The sequence below is a fragment of the Thioalkalivibrio sp. ALMg11 genome (assembly GCF_000377905.1).
Taxonomy (GTDB): domain Bacteria; phylum Pseudomonadota; class Gammaproteobacteria; order Ectothiorhodospirales; family Ectothiorhodospiraceae; genus Thioalkalivibrio.
This window is the reverse complement of sequence record NZ_KB898871.1, coordinates 135,365-156,709: the sequence shown is the minus strand read 5'-3', so window position 1 is coordinate 156,709 and position 21,345 is coordinate 135,365. Positions and strand designations below refer to the sequence as shown.

Here is a 21,345-nt window from a genome sequence, read left to right as displayed (position 1 = left end):
CCCGCAGGAGCAAGCCCGTGACCGTGCAGCAAGCGATAGCGGCCCTCATCGAGCGCCGCGACCTGGACGAGGCGACCATGACCGCCGTGATGCAGGCGGTGATGACCGGCGAGGCGACGGATGCCCAGATCGGCGCGTTCCTGGTGGCCCTGCGCATGAAGGGCGAGACCATCGAGGAGATCCGCGCGGCCGCCGGCGTGATGCGCTCGCTGGCCACGCGCGTGGATGTGCCGCGTACCGGGCTGGTGGATACCTGCGGGACCGGCGGCGATGCCTCGGGTACCTTTAATATCTCCACCGCCGCTGCGCTGGTGGCGGCGGCGGGCGGTGTGCGAGTGGCCAAGCACGGCAATCGCTCGGTGTCGTCGAAATCCGGCAGTGCCGACGTGCTGGAATCGCTGGGGATCTCCCTCGGTCTGTCGCCGGCGGCAGTGGGGACCTGCATCGACGAGGTCGGTGTCGGCTTCCTGTTCGCCCCCGCCCATCACGGCGCGATGAAGCACGCGATCGGTCCGCGCAAGGAACTCGGCGTGCGTACGCTGTTCAATGTGCTGGGACCGCTGACCAACCCCGCCGGGGCGCCGAATCAGGTGCTGGGCGTGTTCTCGCAGGACTGGGTGCGCCCGCTGGCGGAGGCCCTGAAGGGACTGGGCAGCGAGCATGTGCTGGTGGTGCATGCCGAGGACGGCCTGGACGAAATCAGCATCGCCTCGCCGACCCGGGTGGCGGAGCTGCACGACGGCGAGATCCGCGAATACACCATCCGCCCGGAGGATTTCGGGTTGACGACCACAGCGCTGGACGCAGTCCGGGTCGACAGCGTGGAGGCCTCGGCCAGCATGCTGCGCGGCGTGCTGGACGGGCAGGCGGGTGCGGCGCGCGACATCGTGCTGCTGAATGCCGGGGCCGCGATCTACGCCGGCGGTGGGGCGGACACGCTCGCAGCGGGGATCGAGGCCGCCGCCCGGGCGATCGATTCCGGCGCGGCGCGCGAACGGCTGGAGCGCCTGCAAGCGACCAGCACAAGACTGGCAAACAAGGAAGCACAATGAGTGAAGGCAACGCAGTACCCGACATCCTGCAGCGCATCCTGGAGCGCAAACGCGAGGAGCTGAAGGAGCGCCAGGTGTACTGGCCGCTGCGCGAACTGCGCGGCTGGATGGGCTCGGCGCCGGCGCCGCGCGGCTTTCGCGCCGCGTTGCAGCGCGACATCGATGGTGGGCGCGCGGCGGTGATCGCGGAGATCAAGAAGGCCAGCCCGAGCCAGGGCCAGATCAGCCCGAACTTCAATCCGGAGGCCTTTGCGCGCAGCTACGAGGAGCACGGCGCCACCTGCCTGTCGGTGCTGACCGACATGGACTTTTTCAAGGGGCGCGACGGCGATCTGCGGGACGCGCGTGTGGCCTGCAAGATCCCGATCCTGCGCAAGGATTTCGTGATCGATCTCTACCAGGTCTACGAGGCGCGCGTGCTGGGCGCGGACTGCGTGCTGTTGATCGCGGCGGCGCTGGATGACACGGCGCTGCACGAGCTCTTCTTCCTGACCCGCGAGCTGGGCATGGATGCGCTGGTGGAGGTACACGACGCCGAAGAGCTGGAGCGGGCCAAGCGAATCGGGGCCGACCTGATCGGCATCAACAACCGCGACCTGCACAACTTCGAGACCCGCCTGGAGACGACGCTGGAGCTGAAGGATCAGGTGCCGGACGAGGCCCTGCTGGTGACCGAGAGCGGCATCCACACGCGCGAGGATGTCGCGCGCATGCAGGCGGCCGGGGTGAATGCCTTTCTGGTGGGCGAGGCCTTCATGCGTACCGAGGATCCGGGCGCGGCCCTGGGCCAGCTGTTCCGCGGCGAACAGTAGCCTCGTCCGTGGGAGGTGGCGGGAGACGCAGCGTCAGCGGGTGCCGAACACCACGATGGTCTTGCCGTGGGCGGTGATCAGGCCGCGTTCTTCCAGATCCTTGAGCACGCGCCCGGCCATCTCGCGCGAGCAGCCGACGATGCGTGCGATCTCCTGACGGGTGATGCGCAGCTGCATGCCGTCGGGGTGGGTCATCGCGTCGGGCTGGTGGGCCAGGTCCAGCAGGGTGTGGGCGATGCGTCCGGTGACATCCACGAACGCGAGGTCCATCACCTTGCGCGAGGTCTGACGCAGGCGGGCCGCGATCTGGCTGGTCAGCAGCATCAGGATCTCGGGGTCGCGCTGGGCGATCTCGCGGAACTGCGTGTAGGGGATCTCCGCGGTCTCGGTGTCCTCGCGGGTAGTGACCGTCGCGCTACGCGGGTCGTCCTCGAACATGCCCAGCTCGCCGAAAAACTCGCCCTTGTTCAGGTAGGCGAGCACCAGTTCGTGGCCGTTGTTCTCGCCCAGTACCGAGACCGAGCCACTGACCACGTAATACAGCGTGTCGGGCACCGTGCCCGAGTGAATGATCGTGGTGCGCTTGCGGTACTGGCGCCGGTGGCAGTAGCCGAGGAAACGCTCCAGCGCGGGCGACGACTGCGCCGGGCGGTAGACGAACGGGTTGTTCAAGGCTTCCATGGTCACGTCCGATTTCAGTTTCCTGAAGATGTGCGCCAGTGTAATGCAGCACCCGTGCCTCGCACGCCGGGCTGGCTGGCACCGTTCACAAAATACCCTGACGGCCGCCGGTTTTGTGCGGCAGGTCCGCCCTGGGTAGAGTTCCATGTGAAGTATAGGCATGGATTTCTCCATTCAACAGCAACAACGCGGACGTGCGTTTGACGCAGCGTTTGTTTAAAGGACGAGCCCGATGCAGGTGAAAGTGAAATGGCTGGACCAGGTGGCCTTTGTCGGCGAGACCGACAGCGGCCACGCGGTGGTAATGGACGGGGCGCCGGACGCCGGGGGGCGCAACCTGGGCGCACGCCCGATGGAGATGCTGCTCCTGGGGATGGGCGGCTGTACCAGCTTCGATGTGATTGCGATGCTGAAGAAGGCGCGCCAGCAGGTGCTGGACTGCGAGGTGACCGTGGAGGGCACGCGGGCGGAGACCGTGCCCAAGGTCTTTACCGATATCCACGTGCACTTTCGCGTGTACGGCCACGCGTTGTCGGAGAAGCACGTTGGGCGTGCGGTGGGGCTCTCGGCCGAGAAGTACTGCTCGGCCTCGCTGATGCTGGGGGCCTCGGCGAAGGTGACCCATGACTTCGAGATCATCGAGGGGCCGGCGCCGCGCTGAAGCCGCGTCTCCCTGGGCCCGTCCTTGGACTTGCGGGCCGGGGCGTCTACAATTCGCCGCTCGCTGCGGCCCGGGCCAAGAGGACACGCCATGCCTCGTCACAAGAAGCAGATCAAGCTCCACGGTTTCAACAACCTGACCAAGAGCTTGAGCTTCAACATTTACGATATCTGCTATGCCTCGGGTGACCGGCATCGCGATGAATACATCGCGTACATCGACGAGGCGTACAACGCCCAGCGTCTGACGCAGATCCTGTCCGATGTGGCCCACCTGATCGGGGCCAACATCCTCGATATCTCCCGCCAGGACTACGATCCGCAGGGCGCGTCGGTGACCATGCTGATCTCGGAAGAGCCGGTGGCCACCGAAAAGATCGGCTACACCGAAGGCCCCGGCCCGCTGCCGGAGACCGTGGTCGGCCACCTGGACAAGAGCCACATCACGGTGCACACCTACCCGGAGGCGCACCCGGAGGGCGGGATCGCGACCTTCCGCGCGGATATCGACGTGTCCACTTGCGGGCGTATCTCGCCACTGCGCGCCCTGAACTACCTGATCCACAGCTTCGAGTCCGACATCGTGATCATGGACTACCGCGTGCGCGGCTTCACCCGCGACGTGCGTGGCAAGAAGCACTTCATCGATCACAAGATCAACTCCATCCAGGACTTCCTGTCGCGTGACACCCAGGAGAAGTACCAGATGGTGGATGTGAACGTGTACCAGGAGTACCTGTTCCACACCAAGATGGTGCTGAAGGACTTCGACCTGGACAGCTACCTGTTCGGGCTGGGCAAGGATGATTACTCGGCCAAGGAGGCCAAGCGCATCTCCAAGCTGCTCAAGCACGAGATGATGGAGATCTTCTACGGCAAGAACATGAGCAGTCCGGGCTGAGGCCGTGCTCGCCGCGTGTTGCACGCGGCGATGATCTTCGGGCGTCCCGTGTTGCGGGTCAGATCCAGTAGGCGGTGCGCGTCATCACGCTGGACGTCAGCGGCATCAGGAGGTTGCGCACCGGCCACGGGGGCGCCTTGCCGCCCAGTGCCATCGCGTGCGCGCCGTGTTCCACCTCGTCCTGCTTCATCTGCGCCAGGATGCGCGCGGAGACCTCGTCGTGCGCCGGAAGGCGCTCCAGGTGGCGGTCCAGGTGGCGTTCCACCTGGCGCTCGGTCTCGTCGATAAAGCCCAGGCTGTAGGCATCGCCGGTCAGGCCGGCGAGCGCGCCCATCCCGAACGAACCCATGTACCAGAACGGCCCCAGCAGGCTGGTGCGGCCGCCCAGGTCGTGTACCCGGCGGGCGCACCAGTGCAGGTGATCGCCCTCCTCGCGCGAGGCCTGGTCCAGGTGGCCGCGGATCTCCGGGTTGCGGGCGGTCAGCATCTGGCCCTGGTACAGCCCCTGCGCCGCGACCTCGCCGGCATGATTGACCCGCATCAGGCGGGCGGACAGGTCGCGTTCGTGATCCTCCAGGTGCGGCCCGATGTCGTCCCCACCCGGGGATGGCCGGCCGGTGGAGCGGGCCTGTCCGGAGACGACCTTCACGAAGGCGTCGGCCTGGTTGATCAGGTGGTCCAGCGGGGAAAGTCGGCGCATGGTTCCGGTCCGGTTGGGGCGTCGTGGTGTACCCCTCAAGGGTACCGCAAGCGCGGGCAGGGATCAGCGCCCGGCGGAGTGGTGGGTGTGGTTTTTCAGACGCCGTGCCAGAAAGCGGGCGGGCGACAGGATCTCCGGCAGGCCCGATTGTTCGCTGGCCAGCGCCCGCAGGTGCACGCTGCAACCGACATTGGGGCTGATGATCACGTCCGGCGCATCGGCGGTCAGGACCTTCAGGGTCTCGGTGCCCAGGTCGTCGGCCATGGCTGCCTGCGTCAGCATCGCGGTGCCGCCGGCGCCGCAACAGTTCGGCGCGTCGGCGACCGGCGCCAGCGTGACCCCAGGCAGGCGTGCCAGGAGCGCGGGCAGCTCGTGGGCCTCGCGGGTGACGTTGCGCAGGGTGCAGGGCCGATGCAGCGCGATGCGTATCGGTGTGGCGTCCCAGATATCTCCGTTGGTGTTGGTGTCCAGCCACTGCGCCAGAAACCGGGTGAGGCTCTGGCTGCGTGCCGACACAGTGCCCTCGGGGTATTCGCGCAGCGTGGCCTCGCAACCGCTGTCCAGCGCGATCACCGGCACCTCGCGGGTGCCGAAGGCTTTGCCATTCCGCGCCTGCAGCGCCTGCGCCGCCGCGCGGTGGCCGGTGTGCTGGTCCAGCGCTCCGCAGCAAACCTGGCCCTGCGGGATGGCGATGCGCACGCCGAGGGCGTCGAGGACCTCCAGCGCGGCCTCCAGGTCGGGTCCGGTGAAGAAGCGGTCCATGCAGCCGGTAAACAGCAAGGCGTCGGCCGTTTCCGGGGTCGCGGTCGCTCGCAGCCGGGGGGCGGGTGCCAGGGAGTCGCGGGTGTGGGCGAGACTGCGTTCCCAGCCGCCGCGCGGCAGCAGGCGGTCTACACCCAGGCGGGCGCCAGTGCGCGCCGCCAGCCCCCCGAGGCTGCGCAGGCTCGGATGTAGCAGGGCCTGGTGCTGTAGCGCCTGGCGCCAGCGCTCCCCGCGCGACGGCGTGGTGGGGTGTTCGGTCAGGATCTCGCGGGCGCGGTCCATCAGTGCCCCGAAGGGCACGCGTGCCGGGCACACCGTCTCGCAGGAGCGACAACCCAGGCAGCCTTCCAGATGGCTGCGCAGGCGTTCGGATTCCGGCTCCAGCCGGCCCTGGGCCAGGCCCTGCATCAGGGTCAGCCGCCCGCGCGGGGAGTCGCCCTCGACCCCGTGCCAGCCGTAGGTCGGACAGTGCGGCAGGCACAGCCCGCAGTGCACGCACTGGTCCGCGGCGGAAAGTCCCCGGAATCTCAGGGGCTGGTCCGATGCGCCGAGCGGCTTTGCTAGGGTCTTGCCCTCATTCGATTCCGGGAGGTCTCCCATGCTCGTGCGTTCGTTCCGGCCCGTCGGGTCTGCGTTTGCCTCGCTCATCCTGCTGAGCATACCAGTCTCGCAGGCCCTGGCCTGGGAGGCCGAGGGCTGGCAATCGACGATCGAGCTCGGGGCCTCCAAGACCACCGGGAACACCGAGTCCACCACGGCCACGGGCCGTTTCCGCGCCGAGCACACCACCATTGACTGGCGCAATCGCATCCGCCTGGACGCGTACTTTCACGAGGAAGACGACGAAACCACCGGCGAGCGCTACATCGCCGGTTATCAGGCGGACCGCAAGCTGGGCGAGCACGACTATTTGTTCGGGGCGCTGCGCTACGAGCGTGACCGTTTTAGCAACTATGACTACCAGGGTTCGGCCACGGCTGGTTATGGTCGTCGCCTGATCGACGGCGAGCGGGTGCAGCTGGACGGCGAGATCGGTGCCGGTATGCGCCAGGTGCGCATCCGCACGACCGGGGAGACCGACAGCGAACCGGTCGGCCGCCTGGCCGGCAACTTCCGCTGGGAGATCAGCGAAAGCGCCCGCCTCACCGACGAGTTGCTGATCCTGACCGGTAGCGACAACACCGAGATCGAGAACATCCTCGCCCTGACCGCGGATGTCACCAGCCGGATGTCCCTGCGTACCAGCTTCACCGTGAAGCACAACACCGACGTCGAGCCCGGCGTGGAGAATACCGACACCATCACGGACGTGAGCCTGGTCTACCGCTTCCGCTGAATGCACGGACAGCGCACGCTGCCACCCGCCGTTTTGCCGGTGGCAGCGTTATCATGAGCCGCAGGGATCACCGGAGACTTCCATGGGCTACTACCAGCGCCATATCTTTTTCTGCACCAACTGCCGCGAGGACGGCAACTGTTGCGAGGACCACGGGGCGACCGAGATGCGCGCCTATGCCAAGAACCAGGCCAAGGCCATGGGCATCCACGGCAAGGGCCAGGTGCGGGTGAACACCGCCGGCTGCCTGGACCGCTGCAACGAGGGACCGGTCGCGGTCGTCTATCCGGAGGGCGTCTGGTACACCTACCAGGACGAACGCGACATCGACGAGATCCTGGAAGAGCACCTCAAGAACGGCCGCGTGGTCGAGCGCCTGCAGATCTGAACCCCGCCGGGCGCCGCGCTGGCTTGACTTTATGCGCCGGCCTCCGGAGAATTCGCAGCCCGCGTGGCTACGTAGCTCAGCTGGTTAGAGCACATCACTCATAATGATGGGGTCCCCTGTTCGAATCAGGGCGTAGCCACCACTGAATCCCGAACAGGGGCTGTCATATCGATGACAGCCCCTGTTTTGTTTATGGCGTTGGTGCACTGGTTGTGCCGGCATCCGTATTGCCGGTCTGCAGGGGCTCGGCTAGACTGCGCGCCGGGTCGCGTCGTGAACGCGGCGGCCCCTAAAGGAAGCAACCTCGGACGAATCCATGAAACGCTACGGAATCCGCATCCGCCTGCCGGAAGGCAGCACCATGGCCATGCCGCACCTGCTGGGGCCGGACTGGGAATCCTATCGCTGGTACGACAGCGAGCCGGCGCGCGAGAAGGCGCTGGTGGACATGCAGCGCGACCTCCCGAACTACCGCAAGGGCGATCACGTCGCCCAGGTTCTCGAGCGCGTCGAGCGCGACGCCTGACCCTGACTCGAATCCGTCGCGACCCGCGGCGGGATCAGAGCGTCAGCGGCTCCATCAGATAGCACAGGCAGTCCTGGGCGATCACGCGGGTGTTCAGCGTGAGCATGGACGGCATCGCCTGGCGCTTCAGGCGGATCTCCTGACCAGCCCGCTCCAGATATTCCCCGGTCACCTCCGAACCGTCCTCGGCGATCGCGATCAGCGGGTCCTGGGCGTCCGCGTGCACATTCACCAGGCGCGAGCCGGCGGGCAGTAGCTGGAAATTCAGGCCGTCCAGGTCGGGTTCCAGGCGGACGTCGTGCTGCGCGTCCAGTCCGACCTGCAGTCCGGGGCGCACCCGTACCTGGGCCACGGTGTGGAAGATCTCGATGGCGCCCGTCCGCGGCGGCTCCTGGGCGAAGTGGTCCAGGTGCAGCACTGCATCGATCATCTCGCGCGCGTGGTCCACGCCGGCCGCGTCCTCGGGGTGGCCGCATTCCACTGTGACGGCCGGTGCGATACGCGCCAGTGCCATGGAGGCGACCCCGCGCGGCCGGGTGAAGTAGACCACCGTGCGTCCGAACAGCGCGGCCAGATTGAGGAACGGCGCCTCCAGGCGGTTGATGCAGGCGTAATGGGGATTGCGCCCGGTGTTGTTGTGCAGGTCGATTGCGGCGAACAGGCCGCGTCCTTCCAGGCGCCGGCAGAGTTCGGCGAAGACGTCGGCCTCGCGCGAGCCGCCCTGCTCGGTCCCCGGCCAGATGCGGTTGAAGTCCGGCTGGTCGTCCAGGTGGCGCTGGTTGAGCGCCGCGGCCTGCGGGTTGCCCACGACCAGGGTCAGCGCGCGCGGCAGCGGGCGCCCGGTGTAGTGGCGCAGGAGTTGCTGCACCGCGTGCAGGCCCACCGGTTCGTTTCCGTGCAGCAGCAGGACCACGGCCACGGCGGGTTCGCGCTGGCCCTCCAGGTGAATCAGCGCCGGCCCGGGCACGCACTGGTGCAGGGTGGCGGGCGTGGCCTCAAGGAAGCCGTCGGGCAGTTCGAAATATTCGTTGATCGAATGAGTCACGGGTTTCCTCAAAGTCCCCAGGTGTGAACCGGCGCGCCGGTGTTCTGCCAGCCGCGGTAGGCGTGGACCAGGCCCGGCCAGTCGCGGCCGTGGCGCGCGACCCAGTCGCGTTGCCAGTGCGTGCCGGTCTGGCGGCTGGCGACGCGCGCGGCGATGATGCCAAGCAGGTTGTCGCGTTCGCTACGGTCGATGCCCAGGCGCTCCAAACCCTCGGCCGCCCGGGGGAGCAGCTCCCGCGTGATCAGGCGTGGCGCCGGGACGGGGTCGCGATGGCCCCAGCGCAGGCGGGCGTCCAGCCCGTAGCGGGCGGCATTGTAGAAGTTGTCGCGCGCCTCGGAAAACGGGGTCTCCAGCGTTCCGTTGGGCGATTCGGCCACCAGGTACTCGATCAGGCCCAGGGTGAAGGCGGTGTTGGCCAGCATGTCGATCAGCGACGGCCCGGCCGGCAGGCAGCGAAACTCCAGGCGCAGGCTGCGTCGGCCGTCCGCGTCGCAGCCGACGATCGGCCGGTTCCAGCGCCAGATCGTGCCGTTGTGGAAGGCGAGGTGGGCCAGTTGATCGGCCGGCTCGTCGAGGGCTACCGGCAACAACACCGGGAAGTGCTCGAGGTTTTCGGTGAACAACTCGCCGATGGATGCGTGCAGATAGCCGGTGCCGAAGGTCACGCGGCGGATCGGGCCACGCGCCGAGTTGGCGAACCCGCCGACCTCCACCGATTGCTCGAACAATGGGATGCGGCTCTCGGCCCACAGGTCGTGGCCGAAGATGTAGGGCGTATTGCCGGCGGCGGCCAGCACCGGTGCCGCGGCGACCAGCGAGGCGTTGTAGGCGCGGTGGGCGACCTCGGGGCGGGTCTCGATATGCACCTGGAAGGAGGTCGCCGCGGCCTCCAGCATCACGTCCGCGTGGCGGTGCTGCAGGTGCTCGTGACCGACGATATCCACCTGCAGCGGGCGCTGGGCGCGTTGTTCCAGGATCGCGCTGTTCAGGGCCCGGTAGCGGGCCTGCTGCGACATGTGGTGGATCCCGAGGTCGTCCGGTTCCAGGGTGGGCAGGCTGCCGGCCATCAGCAGTTCCGCCCCGGCGTGGCGGGCGGCCCGGCGCGCGCGGCGCAGGGTCTCGTTCAATTCGTCGAGGATTGCGCTGAAGCAGCCGGGACCGGCGCGGAAGACGCCGCTGTTCAGTTCGACATTGAACTGCGCCAGTTCAAGGGTGGCCAGCGGGCTGTCCATCGCCGCAAGGAAGGCATCATTGACCGGAAGCGGTCGCCCCTGGGTGTCGCACAGCCAGGCTTCGATCTCGAAGCCCAACCGCGGGGGTGGGGCGGGATCCTCGGGCGGTTGCGTGCGCAGCCAGTCCAGCAGCTGGGCGGTCTCGTCCGCGAGGGCCTGGTGGAAGCGGTCGAAGTCCGCCGCGCCGAAGTGCTCCTCACGGATCTCCCGGCCCAAGGCCTAGTCCTCGTCCCGGTCGTCGTCTGGTGCGTCGTCGTAGAGGCTCTCCAGAAGATCGCCCCAGATCTGTTCGTGTTGCTCGATGAAGGTCAGCAGGCTCTTGCGGAAGGCGAGATAGTCGGCCTCGAAGGCTTCGAAGTCGGCCCCGCCGTTGAGCAGCTTGGCGGCTCGGTCGGTCTGCTGCAGGCTGTCTCGCAGGTTGAGGCTGGCGGCCATCGCACCCTTGACGCGTTCGCGCTCGTGCGGGATCCAGGCGCGGTCCGACAGCATGGAGCGCAGGTTTTCGCCGAGTTCCAGCAGGCGCTTGCGCAGGCGTGGGACGGCGCCGATGGTGCCGGTCTTGAGCTCGCCCCAGACTGCATCTGTGATCAGGCGGGCCCAGCGCTCGCGTAGATCCCGCACGGTATCGGGGTCAAAGGCGAACGAGCGCTCCAGTTGTTGCGGATCGAATGGCATTGGGTATCCTGAGTGCCGGAGTCCGGAATGGGCGGCGCGAGCGGTGGAGAGGCCGGAATAGCCCCGCGCCTCGTAGCGTCCTACAGGGTACAAGAACAAGCAAGGCCGCACGTACGGCCTGCGGATGGAGGAATCGACAACATGGCGACCTGGTTCGCGCAGCGCAGGCTGCGTCAGAAGGTGTGCGACCTGCGGCCCCAGATGTACCGCATGGCATTCGCGTGGTGTCACGATGCCGCGCTGGCGGATGACCTGGTGCAGGAGGCAATGATGAAGGCCCTGACCCGGCTGAAGTCATTGCAGGACGAGAACGCCCTGAAGGCTTGGGTGTTCCGCATCATGACCAACTGCTACCGCGACTGGGGCCGGCGGCAGAAGGACACGGTGGATGTGGACAGCATGGAGCTGTCCGGCGATGAGTGCCCGGAGCAGCAGACCGAGCGCAATCGCATGATCGCGGATGTCCACCGGGCGATGGCCGAACTGAGTACCGATCACCGTCAGGTGGTCGCGCTGGTGGACCTGGAGGGCTTTGCCTACTCCGAGGTCTCGGAGGTGCTGGATGTACCGATCGGCACCGTGATGAGTCGCCTGAGCCGGGCTCGGGCGCAGTTGAAGAAGGTGCTGCTGGAGCAGCAGGCCGACACGGGGACAGCGGCCGATACACCCTATCTCAAGGTAGTGAGGAATCGGCATGTCGAATGAACGACTAAGTGCGAAGAATCGGCCCAGCGAGGAGATTCTCAACGCCTTCGTGGATGGTGAGTTTTCGCCGGAGGACCGCCTGAATACCTTGAAGACGATCGCCTCCAATGAGCACCTGAGCCGCGAAGTCTGCGATATGCACCAGCTCAAGGAGCTGGTGAACATGGCCTACGAGGACGTGCCGGCCGGGCGCGCAGCCGGCACCACTGGTGGCCGTTGCCGATTGTCGCGCGGTGGACGTTCGGCCTGGTTCCCGTCGGTGGCGGCCGGGGTGCTCGCGCTGGTCGTGGGTTCGCTGGGTGGATACGAGATCACTCGCGATTCCGGTTTCTTCGGGGGCGACCATTCGGCTGCGGCCGGACAGGCGTCCGGGGCCCTGGCGCAGGTGGCCGCCAGCGATGACGCGGCCGGCGGGGCCGCGGCCCCGCAGCAGGTGTTTTCGGCCAGCGAGACCGACCAGATTCTGCTGCACATTAACGAGGCGGACACCCGCGCGATGGGCGAGTTGCTGGACGATATCGAGAGCATGTACCGCGAGGCGGCCACGGTCGGGCGCGACCTGAACGTGCAGGTGGTAGTGCACAACAACGCGATGGGCATGCTGCGAACCGACAGCGCACCCTATCCGGAGCGCGTCGCGAGTATGGCGCAGGATTACCCCACGCTGCGCTTTACCGCCTGTGCCCAGACCCTCAACCGTCTGGCGCGCGAGGAAGGCCAGAAGGTGGATATCCTGCCACAGGCTGAACTGATCGATTCCGGCGTCGCCGAGGCGGCCCGCCGTCAGGCGGAAGGCTGGATCTACATCAAGGTCTGATCCGGTACAGCCGGAATCTCGATGCCACCCGATCCACGAATGCTGCGCCCCGGCTGGTTCCTGGCCGGGGCGCTCTTGTTGATGCTGGCGGCGGGCGGCGCGACCGCTGTATTGATTGGCACCGTCGCCAAGGCGCCGGCGGCCGAAGAGCCGCTGCGGGTGGTCTATCACATCAACACCGATGACCCGGAGCTCCACCTGAACGCCCTGCGCAACCTGCAGAATCACATCGATGGCAGCCCCGATGATGTCTCGCTCAAAATCAAGGTGTTGACTCATGGAAGCGGCATCAGTCTGCTACAGCACGCCCGTACCGATCCGGACCTGCGCAGTACCGTGAACACCCTGAAGCTGCAGGATGTCCGCTTCCTGGTGTGCGGCAACACGCTGGCGTCGCGCGGGCTCGAGCGCGGCGATTTGCACGAGGTCGCCGAGGAGGATGTGGTGCCGAGCGGCATCGTCGAGCTCACCCGCCTGCAACGCGTCGGTTATACCTACATCAAGCCCTGATCCGCGCCCGCCGGCCATGCGGGCATGCACAGGCGGGTCAGTGTTTCCCTAGCTCGGTGTCCAGTGCCGCGAGCCGTTCCGGCGTGCCGATGTCGCGCCAGTCGCCGGGATAGTGCTCACCGGTCACCCGACCGGCCTCGATGGCCTCGCGCAGCAGGGGGCCGAGGGCTTGGCGCCCCGGTGGCAGATCCCGGAACAGCGCCGGGTCGTACCAGCCGATGCCGGTGAAGGTCAGCAACTCGCTCCCCGCCAGTGCCACGCGCTCTCCGTCGAGGGCGAAGTCGCCCTGCGCGTGGTGCTCGGGGTTGGAGACCAGTACGAGGTGCGCGAGCGGTCGGTCGGTGGTCGCGTTCATCGTCGTTGGGGGTGTCAGCGGGTGGTTGCACCAGACATCGCCATTGACCACCAGAAACGGCTCCTCGCCCAGAAGGGGAAGGGCCTGACGGATCCCGCCGGCGGTCTCCAGGGCACCCTCGGGCTCCGGTGAGTAGCGAATGGCGAGGCCTGACTGGCGTTCACCCAGGGTGGCACGGATCTGTTCGCCCAGGTGCGCGAGGTTGATGACCACCTCGCGATACCCGGCGGCGGCCAGACGATCCAGGGTGTAGCCGATCAGCGGCCGGCCGCCGACCGGCAGCAGCGGCTTGGGGCAGTGGTCGGTCAGCGGGCGCATGCGTTCGCCGCGCCCGGCGGCCAGGATCATTGCGCGCACGGGCCTAGTCCTCCCGCATCCGTTCGGGCATGTGGGTGCGGAACCAGTCGGCGACCGGCGCCAGCGCCGGCTGTGACAGCCCCTGCGCCAGGAGTCGATGCAGGCGCGGCAGGTGTTCCAGGTAGCGCGGTTTGGCGTCCCGGCGTGCCAGGCGTACGAAGATCCCGAGGATCTTGGTGGTGCGCTGGGCGCCGAGGACGCGGTAGTGCTGCACGAAGGCCTCGCGGTCCCAGGCGGTTGCCGAGAGGTAACGCTCCAGTGCGCGTTCCACCGTGGCCGGTGACACCTCGCGCCGGGCGTCCTCCAGCAGCGAGACGACATCGTAGGCGGGGCTGCCGATCACGGCATCCTGGAAGTCGAGTACGGCACAGTCGCCGTCCTCGCCGGGCGGCAGCATCAGGTTGTCGACGTGGAAGTCGCGCAGCACCAGCGTCTCGGCCAGGGTGGGCAGGCCTTCCAGTGCCTCCCTCCAGGCCTGGAGGAAGTCCTCGCGCAGTGGCGTGGGCATCGGGGTGTCGTGTTGTTCCGGCCAGTACCAGTCGGCAAACAGGGCGGCCTCGTCCAGCAGGCGCTGGGAGTTGTAGGGGGGGAGGTCCGGGGCTTTCGCGGCGTGCGCCGGCCAGGCGCGATGCAGCCGGATCAGGGTGTCGATGGCGCGGTCGTACAGCGGGCCTTCCGCGGCTCCCTCGGCGAGGGCCCGGGTGAAGGTTCGGTCGCCGAGGTCCTCGAGCAGCACGAAGCCGGCGGCCGGATCGTGCTCAAGAATGCGCGGCGGGCGCAGCCCCAGCGACTCCAGCAGCCGCGCAATCTCCACGAACGGCTCGGTGGCCTCGCGCTCGGGCGGTGCATCCATCAGCACCACCGGTTCGCCGTCGCGGCGCAGGCGAAAATAGCGCCGAAAACTGGCATCTGCGCGCAGGAGTGCCAGGTCGGTGAACCTGCCCGGCTGGTCCTCCAGCCAGGCCTGGAGCTGCTCGCTGCGGGTATTGTCCGGGATCATGCGCGGGCCTCGGGAAGTTCGCCGGGTATGCGCTCGACTCGGGTGTCGATGCGGCCATCGGCATGCAGTGCCAGTACGCGGTATCCGCCGTGTTCGGTATCCAGCGCGAACTGCTCGGAGCCGGGGGCGAACTGGACGCAGGTGGAGGGGCAGCCCAGGAGTTCGACGCCCTGGCGCTCGGCGCGGAAATCCTGGTGGATGTGGCCGAACAGACAGGCGCGCACGCGCGGGTGGCGATCCAGGATCGCGAACAGGTCGTCGGGATTGGCCAGACCGATCCGGTCCATCCATGCGCTGCCGACGGGCACGACCGGGTGGTGAACTGCGACCATGCCCCAGTGATCGGGGTGTGCATTCAGTACCTGATTCAGCCGCGACAGCTCGGCCGGCTCGATGCGCCCGGACGCCTGCCCCTCGACCGCAGAATTGATCCCGACCAGCAGCCAGTCGCCGAGCAGCCGGTGGCCGTCCAGGGCATGTCCGGCGCCCGTAAAGGCACGGTGCAGCAGGGACCAGTCATCGTGGTTGCCGGCCAGGCCAGCGAGCGGCCAGCCCTTCACGTGTTCGTCGAGCATTCCGAGAAGTCGCGTGTAGGCCGCCGGCTCGGGGTCTTCGGCCAGGTCACCCGTGAGCCACAGCAGGTCCGGCCGGGCCTCGTTCCGGCGCAGGGCCTCGAGCACGCGAGCGAGCTGGCGGTCGCTGTCGGGATAACCCGGTCGAATCGGGCCCGGCTCCCGGCCGAGGTGGGTGTCGCTGATCTGGAGGATGTGCTGCATGCGGCCGGTATCGTTTTCCGTATGGTGCCGGTTGTGTGTGTTCGGGCGCGCTTTCGCGTTTGCCGTCTGGCGGGGTTATTGCCCTATACTCGATCGGGTGTACCGCGCAATGCGCCGGGGCCTTCCCGCATGGGGCGAGAGGGGGCCTGGCGAGGGGTCCAAAATGAGCCAAGAAGCCAAGACCCGCCCGGATTCCGGGTACCGTCCGTCCGAGGACGAACCCTACATGAATCCGCGTCAACTGGACTACTTTCGCGCCAAGCTCGAGGCCTGGCGTGCCGAGCTGATCGAAGAATCGGAACAGACCCTGGAGCACTTGCGCAGCGAGAGCTGGCAGGAGCCGGACCCGAATGACCGCGCCAGCCACGAGACCGATGCCGGTCTGGAACTGCGCACCCGGGATCGTTACCGCAAGCTCCTGAACAAGATCGACGCGGCGCTGGCGCGTATCGATCAGGGCGAATACGGCTATTGCGAGGAGACCGGCGAGCCGATCGGCATCGCCCGGCTGGAGGCGCGCCCGATTGCTACCCTGAGCGTGGTTGCCCAGGAGGCCCACGAGCGCGACGAGGCCCGCTACGAATAGTGTCTCCCTGGCCGCGGGTTTACTCGCCGGTCAGGGTGCGGGTGAATACCCGCGAGTTGCGTGCCTGGTTGTAACGGGTCTGGCGGCTGGCGGGCAGGTCGTCCACCTTGCCTGACGTGTAACCGCGTTCCTGGAACCACTGGGCGGTGCGCGTGGTGAGCACGAATACCCGCCGGATTCCCTTTTCCTGCGCCAGGTCTTCCATCGCCTGCAGCAGGCGGTCGCCGCGGCCGCTCCCGCGGTAGTCCGCGTGCAGGGCCAGACAGGCAATCTCCGCGGCGTCCGCCTCGAATGGGTAGAGCGCGGCGGTGCCGATGATCAGGCCGTCGGCCTCCAGCACCTGGAAGCGGTCGATCTCCAGCTCCAGGTGTTCCCTCGCGCGGTGTACCAGGATGCCCTCGGCCTCCAGCGGTTCCAGTAGCGCATGGATGCCGCCCACATCGTCGAGCGTAGCCGGGCGCAGCCGTTCCAGCGGCTCGCGCGAGACCAGCGTGCCAATCCCCAGACGGGTGAACAGCTCGGTCAGCAGTCCGCCGTCGTTGTGACGGTCCACCAGGTGCACCCGAATCTCGCGCTGACGGCAGGCGTCAATCGCGCTCTTCAGGTGGTTGGCCAGTTCCTGCGGCAGGTCGGCGGCGGTCTCGAGCAGCTCCTGCGCGGCCGGCACGGTGAGCTGGTCCAGCACGCCGTGTTCGGGGTCACGCAACACCCCGGCTTCGGTGAGAAAGATCAGCTTGTCGGCGTTCAGCGCGATCGCCACCTGGGTGGCGACGTCCTCGCCGGAGAGGTTGAACACCTCGCCGGTGGGCGAGTACCCGAGCGGGGAGACCAGGGCCACCTGCTCGCGGTCCAGCAAGGCCGCGAGCGCGGTGGTGTCCACCCCGCGCACCTCGCCGGTGTAATGGAAGTCCACGCCATCTCGTACACCCAGCGGGCGCGCGGTGACGAAGTTGCCGCTGGCCACCCGCAGGCGCGCATTGCCGGTGCCCGGTTGGCCGAGACTGCGCGAGAGCAGCCCCTCGATCTGCAGGCGCAGCCGACCGACCGCATCCAGCACCGCTTCCAGCGCCGCGGCATCGGTCACGCGCAACCCGTTGGCGTAGGCGGGGGTTAGCCCGCGCTCGCTCATCCGTGCCTCGATTTGCGGGCGCGCCCCGTAGACCAGTACCACCCGGATACCCAGGGCATTGAGCTTGGCGATATCGCGCATTAGCGCCGGAAACTCCGGCGCCTGGGCGGCCTCGCCCGCGAGCGCGATCACCATGGTGCGCCCGCGGTGGGCGGCGATGTACGGCACCGCATCACGGAACCACGCGAGCTCCCCGGGCTGCGGGGTCCGGCGCGAGGGCGCGTGATTGCGGGCGGCTGGGTTGGGTGTGGCGGTCACGGGCGTGTCCGTTTCCTGATGATGTCCTTGAGCAGACAGTCTAGGGAATCACGGATCAATGTACACGTGGGAACAGTCAGGCCTGTCGGCCCGGTCCTGCGGGAAGGGGTGTTAGTCGATCTCGCCCACGAGGCGCTCGAGGTCCGGGACGGTGTCGCCGGGGGCGATGCCGTGTTCCTCGAACCACCCGGCATTGACCTCCAGGGCGTAGAGCACCGGCCGCTTCGCGTCGTGAATGCGGGTGGAGTGGGGCGTCATGCTGGCGATGTTGGCGATCGTGAAGTCGGCATCGATGAAGGCCACGTCCAGCGGGATGCGGGTGTTCTGCATCCACATGCCGTATTGCGCCGGCCGCGGCCAGATGAACAGCATGCCGCGGTCCGGGGGCAGGTGGTCGCGGTGCATCAGCCCGATCCGGCGGCTACGGTCGGTCGCGGCGATCTCGATCGTCAGGGCTTGTTCGCCGAGTTGCAGCTCGGCGGTCGGCAGCCCGCTTTCGGCCTGCGCCAGCCCCGTGCCCAGGACGAACAGCAGCACCAGCCCGACAAGGCCGGGCTGCGAGCGCCCCCGCAGCAGGCTTATCACGGGTTATTCGCCGTTCATGCGCCCCACGGCGCAGCTGGCGAACGACTTGGCCTTGGCGCTGGCGGAACGCAGGCCGGAGACCGAGCCGACCTCGGGGTAGCCCATGTTGGCGAGCTTGGCGGCGACCGCTTCACGGGCGCTGTCCGGGGCCTCGACATCGACCGCACCGCCTTCCACGTCCACTTCGGCGCCGGTGACGCCCTCGACCTGCAGAAGGCCCTTGCGGATGGAGCTGGCGCAGCCGCCGCACTTGATGTTCTCGACTTCGATTTTCATGGTCGTTTCCTTGGGAAGCTGGGGTTCGTGGCACTCATTATGTACGATCTGCGTTCACCGTAATCGTTCACGAGAAAATCCATGCCCGCCTATCGTTCCCGCACTACCACCCACGGCCGCAACATGGCCGGCGCCCGCGCCCTGTGGCGCGCCACCGGCATGAAGGATGGCGACTTCGGCAAGCCAATTATCGCCATTGCCAATTCCTTCACCCAGTTCGTGCCCGGGCATGTGCACCTGAAGGACCTGGGTCAGCTGGTGGCCGGCGAGGTGGAAAAGGCCGGCGGCGTGGCCAAGGAGTTCAATACCATTGCGGTGGACGACGGGATCGCGATGGGCCACGGCGGCATGCTCTATTCGCTGCCCTCGCGCGAGATCATCGCCGACTCGGTGGAGTACATGGTCAACGCGCATTGTGCCGATGCCCTGGTCTGCATCTCGAACTGCGACAAGATTACCCCCGGCATGCTGATGGCCGCGATGCGTCTGAACATCCCGGTGGTGTTCGTCTCCGGCGGGCCGATGGAGGCCGGCAAGGTGAAGGTCCCGGGCAGCGACAAGGTCATCCACCTGGATCTGGTGGATGCGATGGTCAAGGCTGCCGACTCCAGCGCCAGTGACGAAGAGGTGGAGGCCATCGAGCGTTCCGCCTGCCCGACCTGCGGCTCCTGCTCCGGCATGTTTACCGCCAACTCGATGAACTGCCTGACCGAGGCGCTGGGCCTGTCGCTGCCGGGCAACGGCTCGCTGCTGGCCACCCACGCCGGGCGCAAGAGCCTGTTCGAGCAGGCCGGGCGGCGTGTGGTCGAGCTGGCCAAGCGTTACTACGAGCAGGACGACGAGTCCGCGCTGCCGCGTTCCATCGCCACCTTCGAGGCGTTCGAGAACGCGATGAGCCTGGATATCGCGATGGGCGGCTCCACCAACACCGTGCTGCACCTGCTGGCGGCCGCGCGCGAGGGCGAGGTCGACTTCACCATGGCCGACATCGATCGTCTGTCGCGCAAGGTGCCGAACCTGTGCAAGGTCGCCCCGGCCACCCAGCTCTACCACATGGAAGATGTCCACCGCGCCGGTGGCGTGGTCGGGATCCTCGCCGAGCTGGATCGCGGCGGGCTGCTCCATCGCGACATCCCCACCGTGCATGCCGAAACCATGGGTCAGGCGCTGGAGCAGTGGGACGTGATGCGCCACGCCGCTGAGGCGGAGACGCTGTATCAGGCGGCCCCGGGCGGCGTACCTACCCAGGTAGCGTTCAGCCAGGACAAGGTCTGGGACAGCCTGGACATCGACCGCGAGAACGGCTGCATCCGCGACATCGAGCACGCCTACTCGAAGGACGGTGGCCTGGCGGTGCTCTACGGCAACATGGCCCCGGACGGCTGCATCGTGAAGACCGCCGGGGTGGACGACAGCATCCTGAAATTCTCGGGTCCGGCTCGTGTGTTCGAGAGCCAGGATGCGACGGTGGAGGCCATCCTCGGCGACCAAATCCAGGCGGGCGACGTGGTGATCATCCGCTACGAGGGCCCGAAGGGCGGCCCGGGCATGCAGGAAATGCTTTATCCGACCTCGTATCTGAAGTCCAAGGGCCTGGGCAAGGAATGCGCGCTGATCACCGACGGGCGCTTCTCCGGTGGCACCTCCGGGCTGTCGATCGGCCACGTCTCGCCGGAGGCGGCGCAGGGCGGCGCGATCGGCCTGATCGAGGAGGGTGACACCATCGTGATCGATATCCCCGGCCGCGAGATCCGCATTGACGTCGACGACGCCACGCTGGCGGCCCGGCGCAAGGCCATGGAGGCCCGCGGCGCGAAGGCCTGGAAGCCCGAGTCGCGCGAGCGCCAGGTGTCCCAGGCCCTGCGCGCCTATGCCCTGATGACCACCTCCGCCGCCTACGGCGCCGTGCGCGATATCTCGCGCTTCGAGGATTAGCCCAGGGCCCGGGGGGCTGCATTTCATCCCGCTTCGGTGCGGCGTCTAATGCTGAAATGATGCGATTCGCTGCGCTCAACGCATCCTACGGTTGGGTGTAGTTCCGGGTTGTAGGATGCGGATGAGCGCCGCGAATCGCATCACGGAAGTGTGGGGCGCCCCCGGACGATGGGGGATGGTCCGAGCGTTTGAACGGTGCGTTTCGCGGGGCTCAACGCACCCTACCTTCATTGGGTGACGCATTCCGCGGAGGCGGACCCGGACCGAAAAAATCGAACGTAACGCAACCACAGGGAGGTGGTGATGGCGATTACCGACTGGCCCGCGGCCGAGCGCCCGCGGGAAAAGCTGATCGAGCGCGGCGCGGCTGCGCTGTCGGATGCGGAGCTGCTGGCAATCTTTCTGCGCACCGGCGTGGCCGGCAAGAGCGCGGTCGATCTCGCGCGGGATCTGCTCAGCCGCTTCGGTGGGCTGCGGCCGCTGTTACAGGCCGATCAGGCCGGGTTCTGCGCGGCGCCGGGACTGGGTGCGGCCAAGTACGCCCAGCTCCAGGCCGTGCTGGAGATGGGGCGGCGGCACCTGGCCGCGGACCTCGAGCGTGGCGATGCCCTGACCTCGCCCGCGACCACTCGCCAGTTTCTTGCGGCGCGCCTGCGCGACTATCCGTTCGAGGTCTTTGGCGTCCTGTTCCTGGACAACCGTCACCGGGTGATCGCGTTCGAGGAGCTCTTTCGCGGCACCATCGACGGCGCCTCGGTGCACCCGCGCGAGGTCGTGCGCCGCGCCCTGCACCACAACGCGGCCGCCGTCATCCTGGCCCATAACCACCCATCGGGCGTGGCCGAGCCGTCACGTTCGGACGTCGCCATCACCCGCCGCCTGGCCGAGGCCCTGGGGCTGGTCGACATCCGCGTCCTCGACCACGTAATCATCGCCGACGAGACCGTCTCCCTCGCCGAACGCGGCGAGCTTTAGGGCGACGTTGATTCATTCACACGTCCGCGCTGCAACGCGGTGAGACGACCAAGTCGTCATTGCGAAGTGCCGAAGGCGACGAAGCAATCTGCCGGGGTAGGCAATCTGCCAATAATCTGCCCGGGGGCATCCGGATGGCGATTGCTTCCTCGCAATGACGGTTGGTGGATCGTCCGCAACTGGGTCTATCCGCGGATCTCCCTGTGGCCGGGTTCGTCTGGGCACGCGGTGCCGGTGTGGCTCTGGCCGTCGATGGTCATCTCGAAGCCGCGGCTGCCGTTGTTGCGGTTGCGGCGTTTGCGCAGAGTCAC

General features: G+C 67.5%; 26 protein-coding genes and 1 tRNA gene. 14 read left to right on the top strand and 13 right to left on the bottom strand.

Annotated elements, in window-relative coordinates; all coding sequences use genetic code 11:
• The first annotated feature begins 17 nt into the window (after positions 1–17).
• A complete protein-coding gene (gene trpD / locus D578_RS0100785; protein ID WP_018948114.1) occupies positions 18–1,052 on the top strand; it encodes an anthranilate phosphoribosyltransferase in 1,035 nt (344 codons plus the stop codon).
• The gene (trpC, locus tag D578_RS0100780) at positions 1,049–1,864 is read left to right on the top strand and encodes an indole-3-glycerol phosphate synthase TrpC (RefSeq protein WP_018948113.1); all 816 of its coding nucleotides are present in this window, start codon (positions 1,049–1,051) and stop codon (positions 1,862–1,864) included. Before trpD ends, trpC begins: the two co-directional genes overlap by 4 nt.
• 33 nt (positions 1,865–1,897) lie before the next feature.
• Here the strand turns inward: trpC and crp are convergent, their stop codons facing one another.
• Entirely contained in the window at positions 1,898–2,545 is a 648-nt protein-coding gene (gene crp / locus D578_RS0100775; RefSeq protein WP_018948112.1) for a cAMP-activated global transcriptional regulator CRP, read from the bottom strand.
• Between the two features lie 232 nt (positions 2,546–2,777).
• Here crp and D578_RS0100770 point away from each other — a divergent pair, with 232 nt between their 5' ends.
• Positions 2,778–3,206: an OsmC family protein gene (locus D578_RS0100770; protein ID WP_018948111.1), complete on the top strand. Its 429-nt coding sequence runs from the start codon at positions 2,778–2,780 to the stop codon at positions 3,204–3,206.
• Positions 3,207–3,296: 90 nt separating this feature from the next.
• Positions 3,297–4,106 carry an adenosylmethionine decarboxylase gene (speD, locus tag D578_RS0100765; RefSeq protein WP_018937368.1) on the top strand — a complete coding sequence of 270 codons (810 nt, stop codon included), beginning with the start codon at positions 3,297–3,299 and terminating at the stop codon, positions 4,104–4,106.
• A gap of 58 nt (positions 4,107–4,164) precedes the next feature.
• Here the strand turns inward: speD and coq7 are convergent, their stop codons facing one another.
• Both coq7 and D578_RS0100755 read right to left on the bottom strand, forming a co-directional pair.
• The gene (gene coq7, locus D578_RS0100760) at positions 4,165–4,806 is read right to left on the bottom strand and encodes a 2-polyprenyl-3-methyl-6-methoxy-1,4-benzoquinone monooxygenase (RefSeq protein ID WP_018937367.1); all 642 of its coding nucleotides are present in this window, start codon (positions 4,804–4,806) and stop codon (positions 4,165–4,167) included.
• Positions 4,807–4,869: 63 nt separating this feature from the next.
• Positions 4,870–6,063: a (Fe-S)-binding protein gene (locus D578_RS0100755; RefSeq protein WP_196799427.1), complete on the bottom strand. Its 1,194-nt coding sequence runs from the start codon at positions 6,061–6,063 to the stop codon at positions 4,870–4,872.
• A gap of 103 nt (positions 6,064–6,166) precedes the next feature.
• Between D578_RS0100755 and D578_RS0100750 the strand changes: the two genes are divergently transcribed.
• From D578_RS0100750 to D578_RS0100735, 4 genes are all read left to right on the top strand, one after another.
• On the top strand, positions 6,167–6,904 hold the full coding sequence (locus D578_RS0100750) for a YdiY family protein (protein WP_018948109.1): 738 nt from the start codon (positions 6,167–6,169) through the stop codon (positions 6,902–6,904).
• 82 nt (positions 6,905–6,986) lie between these two features.
• Entirely contained in the window at positions 6,987–7,292 is a 306-nt protein-coding gene (locus tag D578_RS0100745) for a ferredoxin (RefSeq protein WP_018168966.1), read from the top strand.
• 65 nt (positions 7,293–7,357) lie between these two features.
• A tRNA-Met gene (locus D578_RS0100740) sits at positions 7,358–7,434 on the top strand.
• 174 nt (positions 7,435–7,608) lie between these two features.
• Positions 7,609–7,818, top strand: coding sequence for a hypothetical protein (locus D578_RS0100735; RefSeq protein ID WP_018948108.1), 210 nt, complete (start codon positions 7,609–7,611; stop codon positions 7,816–7,818).
• A gap of 34 nt (positions 7,819–7,852) precedes the next feature.
• Here the strand turns inward: D578_RS0100735 and D578_RS0100730 are convergent, their stop codons facing one another.
• The 3 genes from D578_RS0100730 to D578_RS0100720 are packed head-to-tail and all read right to left on the bottom strand — an operon-like array spanning position 7,853 to position 10,770.
• Complete coding sequence (locus D578_RS0100730; protein ID WP_018948107.1) at positions 7,853–8,863, bottom strand: M14 family metallopeptidase; 1,011 nt, start codon at positions 8,861–8,863, stop codon at positions 7,853–7,855.
• An 8-nt stretch (positions 8,864–8,871) separates the two neighbouring features.
• The gene (locus D578_RS0100725) at positions 8,872–10,311 is read right to left on the bottom strand and encodes a glutamate-cysteine ligase family protein (RefSeq protein WP_018948106.1); all 1,440 of its coding nucleotides are present in this window, start codon (positions 10,309–10,311) and stop codon (positions 8,872–8,874) included.
• A 3-nt stretch (positions 10,312–10,314) separates the two neighbouring features.
• Positions 10,315–10,770 (bottom strand): hypothetical protein, encoded by a 456-nt coding sequence (locus D578_RS0100720; RefSeq protein ID WP_018948105.1) that lies wholly within the window; start codon positions 10,768–10,770, stop codon positions 10,315–10,317.
• Between the two features lie 141 nt (positions 10,771–10,911).
• Here D578_RS0100720 and D578_RS0100715 point away from each other — a divergent pair, with 141 nt between their 5' ends.
• From D578_RS0100715 to D578_RS0100705, 3 genes are read left to right on the top strand one after another with little or no spacing between them, the layout of a single operon-like run.
• Positions 10,912–11,475 (top strand): RNA polymerase sigma factor, encoded by a 564-nt coding sequence (locus D578_RS0100715; RefSeq protein WP_018948104.1) that lies wholly within the window; start codon positions 10,912–10,914, stop codon positions 11,473–11,475.
• Positions 11,465–12,292 (top strand): hypothetical protein, encoded by an 828-nt coding sequence (locus D578_RS0100710; protein ID WP_018948103.1) that lies wholly within the window; start codon positions 11,465–11,467, stop codon positions 12,290–12,292. Before D578_RS0100715 ends, D578_RS0100710 begins: the two co-directional genes overlap by 11 nt.
• 21 nt (positions 12,293–12,313) lie before the next feature.
• Positions 12,314–12,802, top strand: a complete 489-nt coding sequence (locus D578_RS0100705; protein WP_026289100.1) for a DsrE family protein — start codon at positions 12,314–12,316, stop codon at positions 12,800–12,802.
• Between the two features lie 37 nt (positions 12,803–12,839).
• Here the strand turns inward: D578_RS0100705 and murU are convergent, their stop codons facing one another.
• Genes murU through D578_RS0100690 form a run of 3 tightly spaced genes read right to left on the bottom strand, consistent with a single transcriptional unit; the run spans position 12,840 to position 15,290 of the window.
• Positions 12,840–13,514 carry an N-acetylmuramate alpha-1-phosphate uridylyltransferase MurU gene (murU, locus tag D578_RS0100700; protein WP_026289099.1) on the bottom strand — a complete coding sequence of 225 codons (675 nt, stop codon included), beginning with the start codon at positions 13,512–13,514 and terminating at the stop codon, positions 12,840–12,842.
• A 4-nt stretch (positions 13,515–13,518) separates the two neighbouring features.
• Positions 13,519–14,514 carry an aminoglycoside phosphotransferase family protein gene (locus D578_RS0100695; protein WP_018948100.1) on the bottom strand — a complete coding sequence of 332 codons (996 nt, stop codon included), beginning with the start codon at positions 14,512–14,514 and terminating at the stop codon, positions 13,519–13,521.
• On the bottom strand, positions 14,511–15,290 hold the full coding sequence (locus D578_RS0100690; protein WP_018948099.1) for a metallophosphoesterase: 780 nt from the start codon (positions 15,288–15,290) through the stop codon (positions 14,511–14,513). The genes D578_RS0100695 and D578_RS0100690 overlap by 4 nt, the downstream gene beginning before the upstream one ends.
• A gap of 163 nt (positions 15,291–15,453) precedes the next feature.
• On the opposite strand from D578_RS0100690, the gene dksA reads away from it, so the two are divergent.
• Positions 15,454–15,876 (top strand): RNA polymerase-binding protein DksA, encoded by a 423-nt coding sequence (gene dksA, locus D578_RS0100685; protein ID WP_018948098.1) that lies wholly within the window; start codon positions 15,454–15,456, stop codon positions 15,874–15,876.
• A gap of 19 nt (positions 15,877–15,895) precedes the next feature.
• On the opposite strand, the gene argA is transcribed toward dksA, so the two are convergent.
• The 3 genes from argA to D578_RS0100670 all read right to left on the bottom strand — a co-directional run bounded on the left by argA (position 15,896) and on the right by D578_RS0100670 (position 18,124).
• On the bottom strand, positions 15,896–17,263 hold the full coding sequence (argA, locus tag D578_RS0100680; RefSeq protein ID WP_018948097.1) for an amino-acid N-acetyltransferase: 1,368 nt from the start codon (positions 17,261–17,263) through the stop codon (positions 15,896–15,898).
• 111 nt (positions 17,264–17,374) lie between these two features.
• The gene (locus D578_RS0100675; protein ID WP_018948096.1) at positions 17,375–17,848 is read right to left on the bottom strand and encodes a DUF192 domain-containing protein; all 474 of its coding nucleotides are present in this window, start codon (positions 17,846–17,848) and stop codon (positions 17,375–17,377) included.
• Between the two features lie 3 nt (positions 17,849–17,851).
• On the bottom strand, positions 17,852–18,124 hold the full coding sequence (locus D578_RS0100670; RefSeq protein WP_018948095.1) for a heavy-metal-associated domain-containing protein: 273 nt from the start codon (positions 18,122–18,124) through the stop codon (positions 17,852–17,854).
• Positions 18,125–18,205: 81 nt separating this feature from the next.
• On the opposite strand from D578_RS0100670, the gene ilvD reads away from it, so the two are divergent.
• Positions 18,206–20,059 carry a dihydroxy-acid dehydratase gene (ilvD, locus tag D578_RS0100665; RefSeq protein ID WP_018948094.1) on the top strand — a complete coding sequence of 618 codons (1,854 nt, stop codon included), beginning with the start codon at positions 18,206–18,208 and terminating at the stop codon, positions 20,057–20,059.
• 303 nt (positions 20,060–20,362) lie between these two features.
• On the top strand, positions 20,363–21,034 hold the full coding sequence (radC, locus tag D578_RS0100660; protein ID WP_018948093.1) for a DNA repair protein RadC: 672 nt from the start codon (positions 20,363–20,365) through the stop codon (positions 21,032–21,034).
• Between the two features lie 185 nt (positions 21,035–21,219).
• Here radC and D578_RS16235 read toward each other — a convergent pair whose 3' ends face one another.
• Positions 21,220–21,345 (bottom strand): hypothetical protein, encoded by a 126-nt coding sequence (locus D578_RS16235; RefSeq protein WP_018948092.1) that lies wholly within the window; start codon positions 21,343–21,345, stop codon positions 21,220–21,222.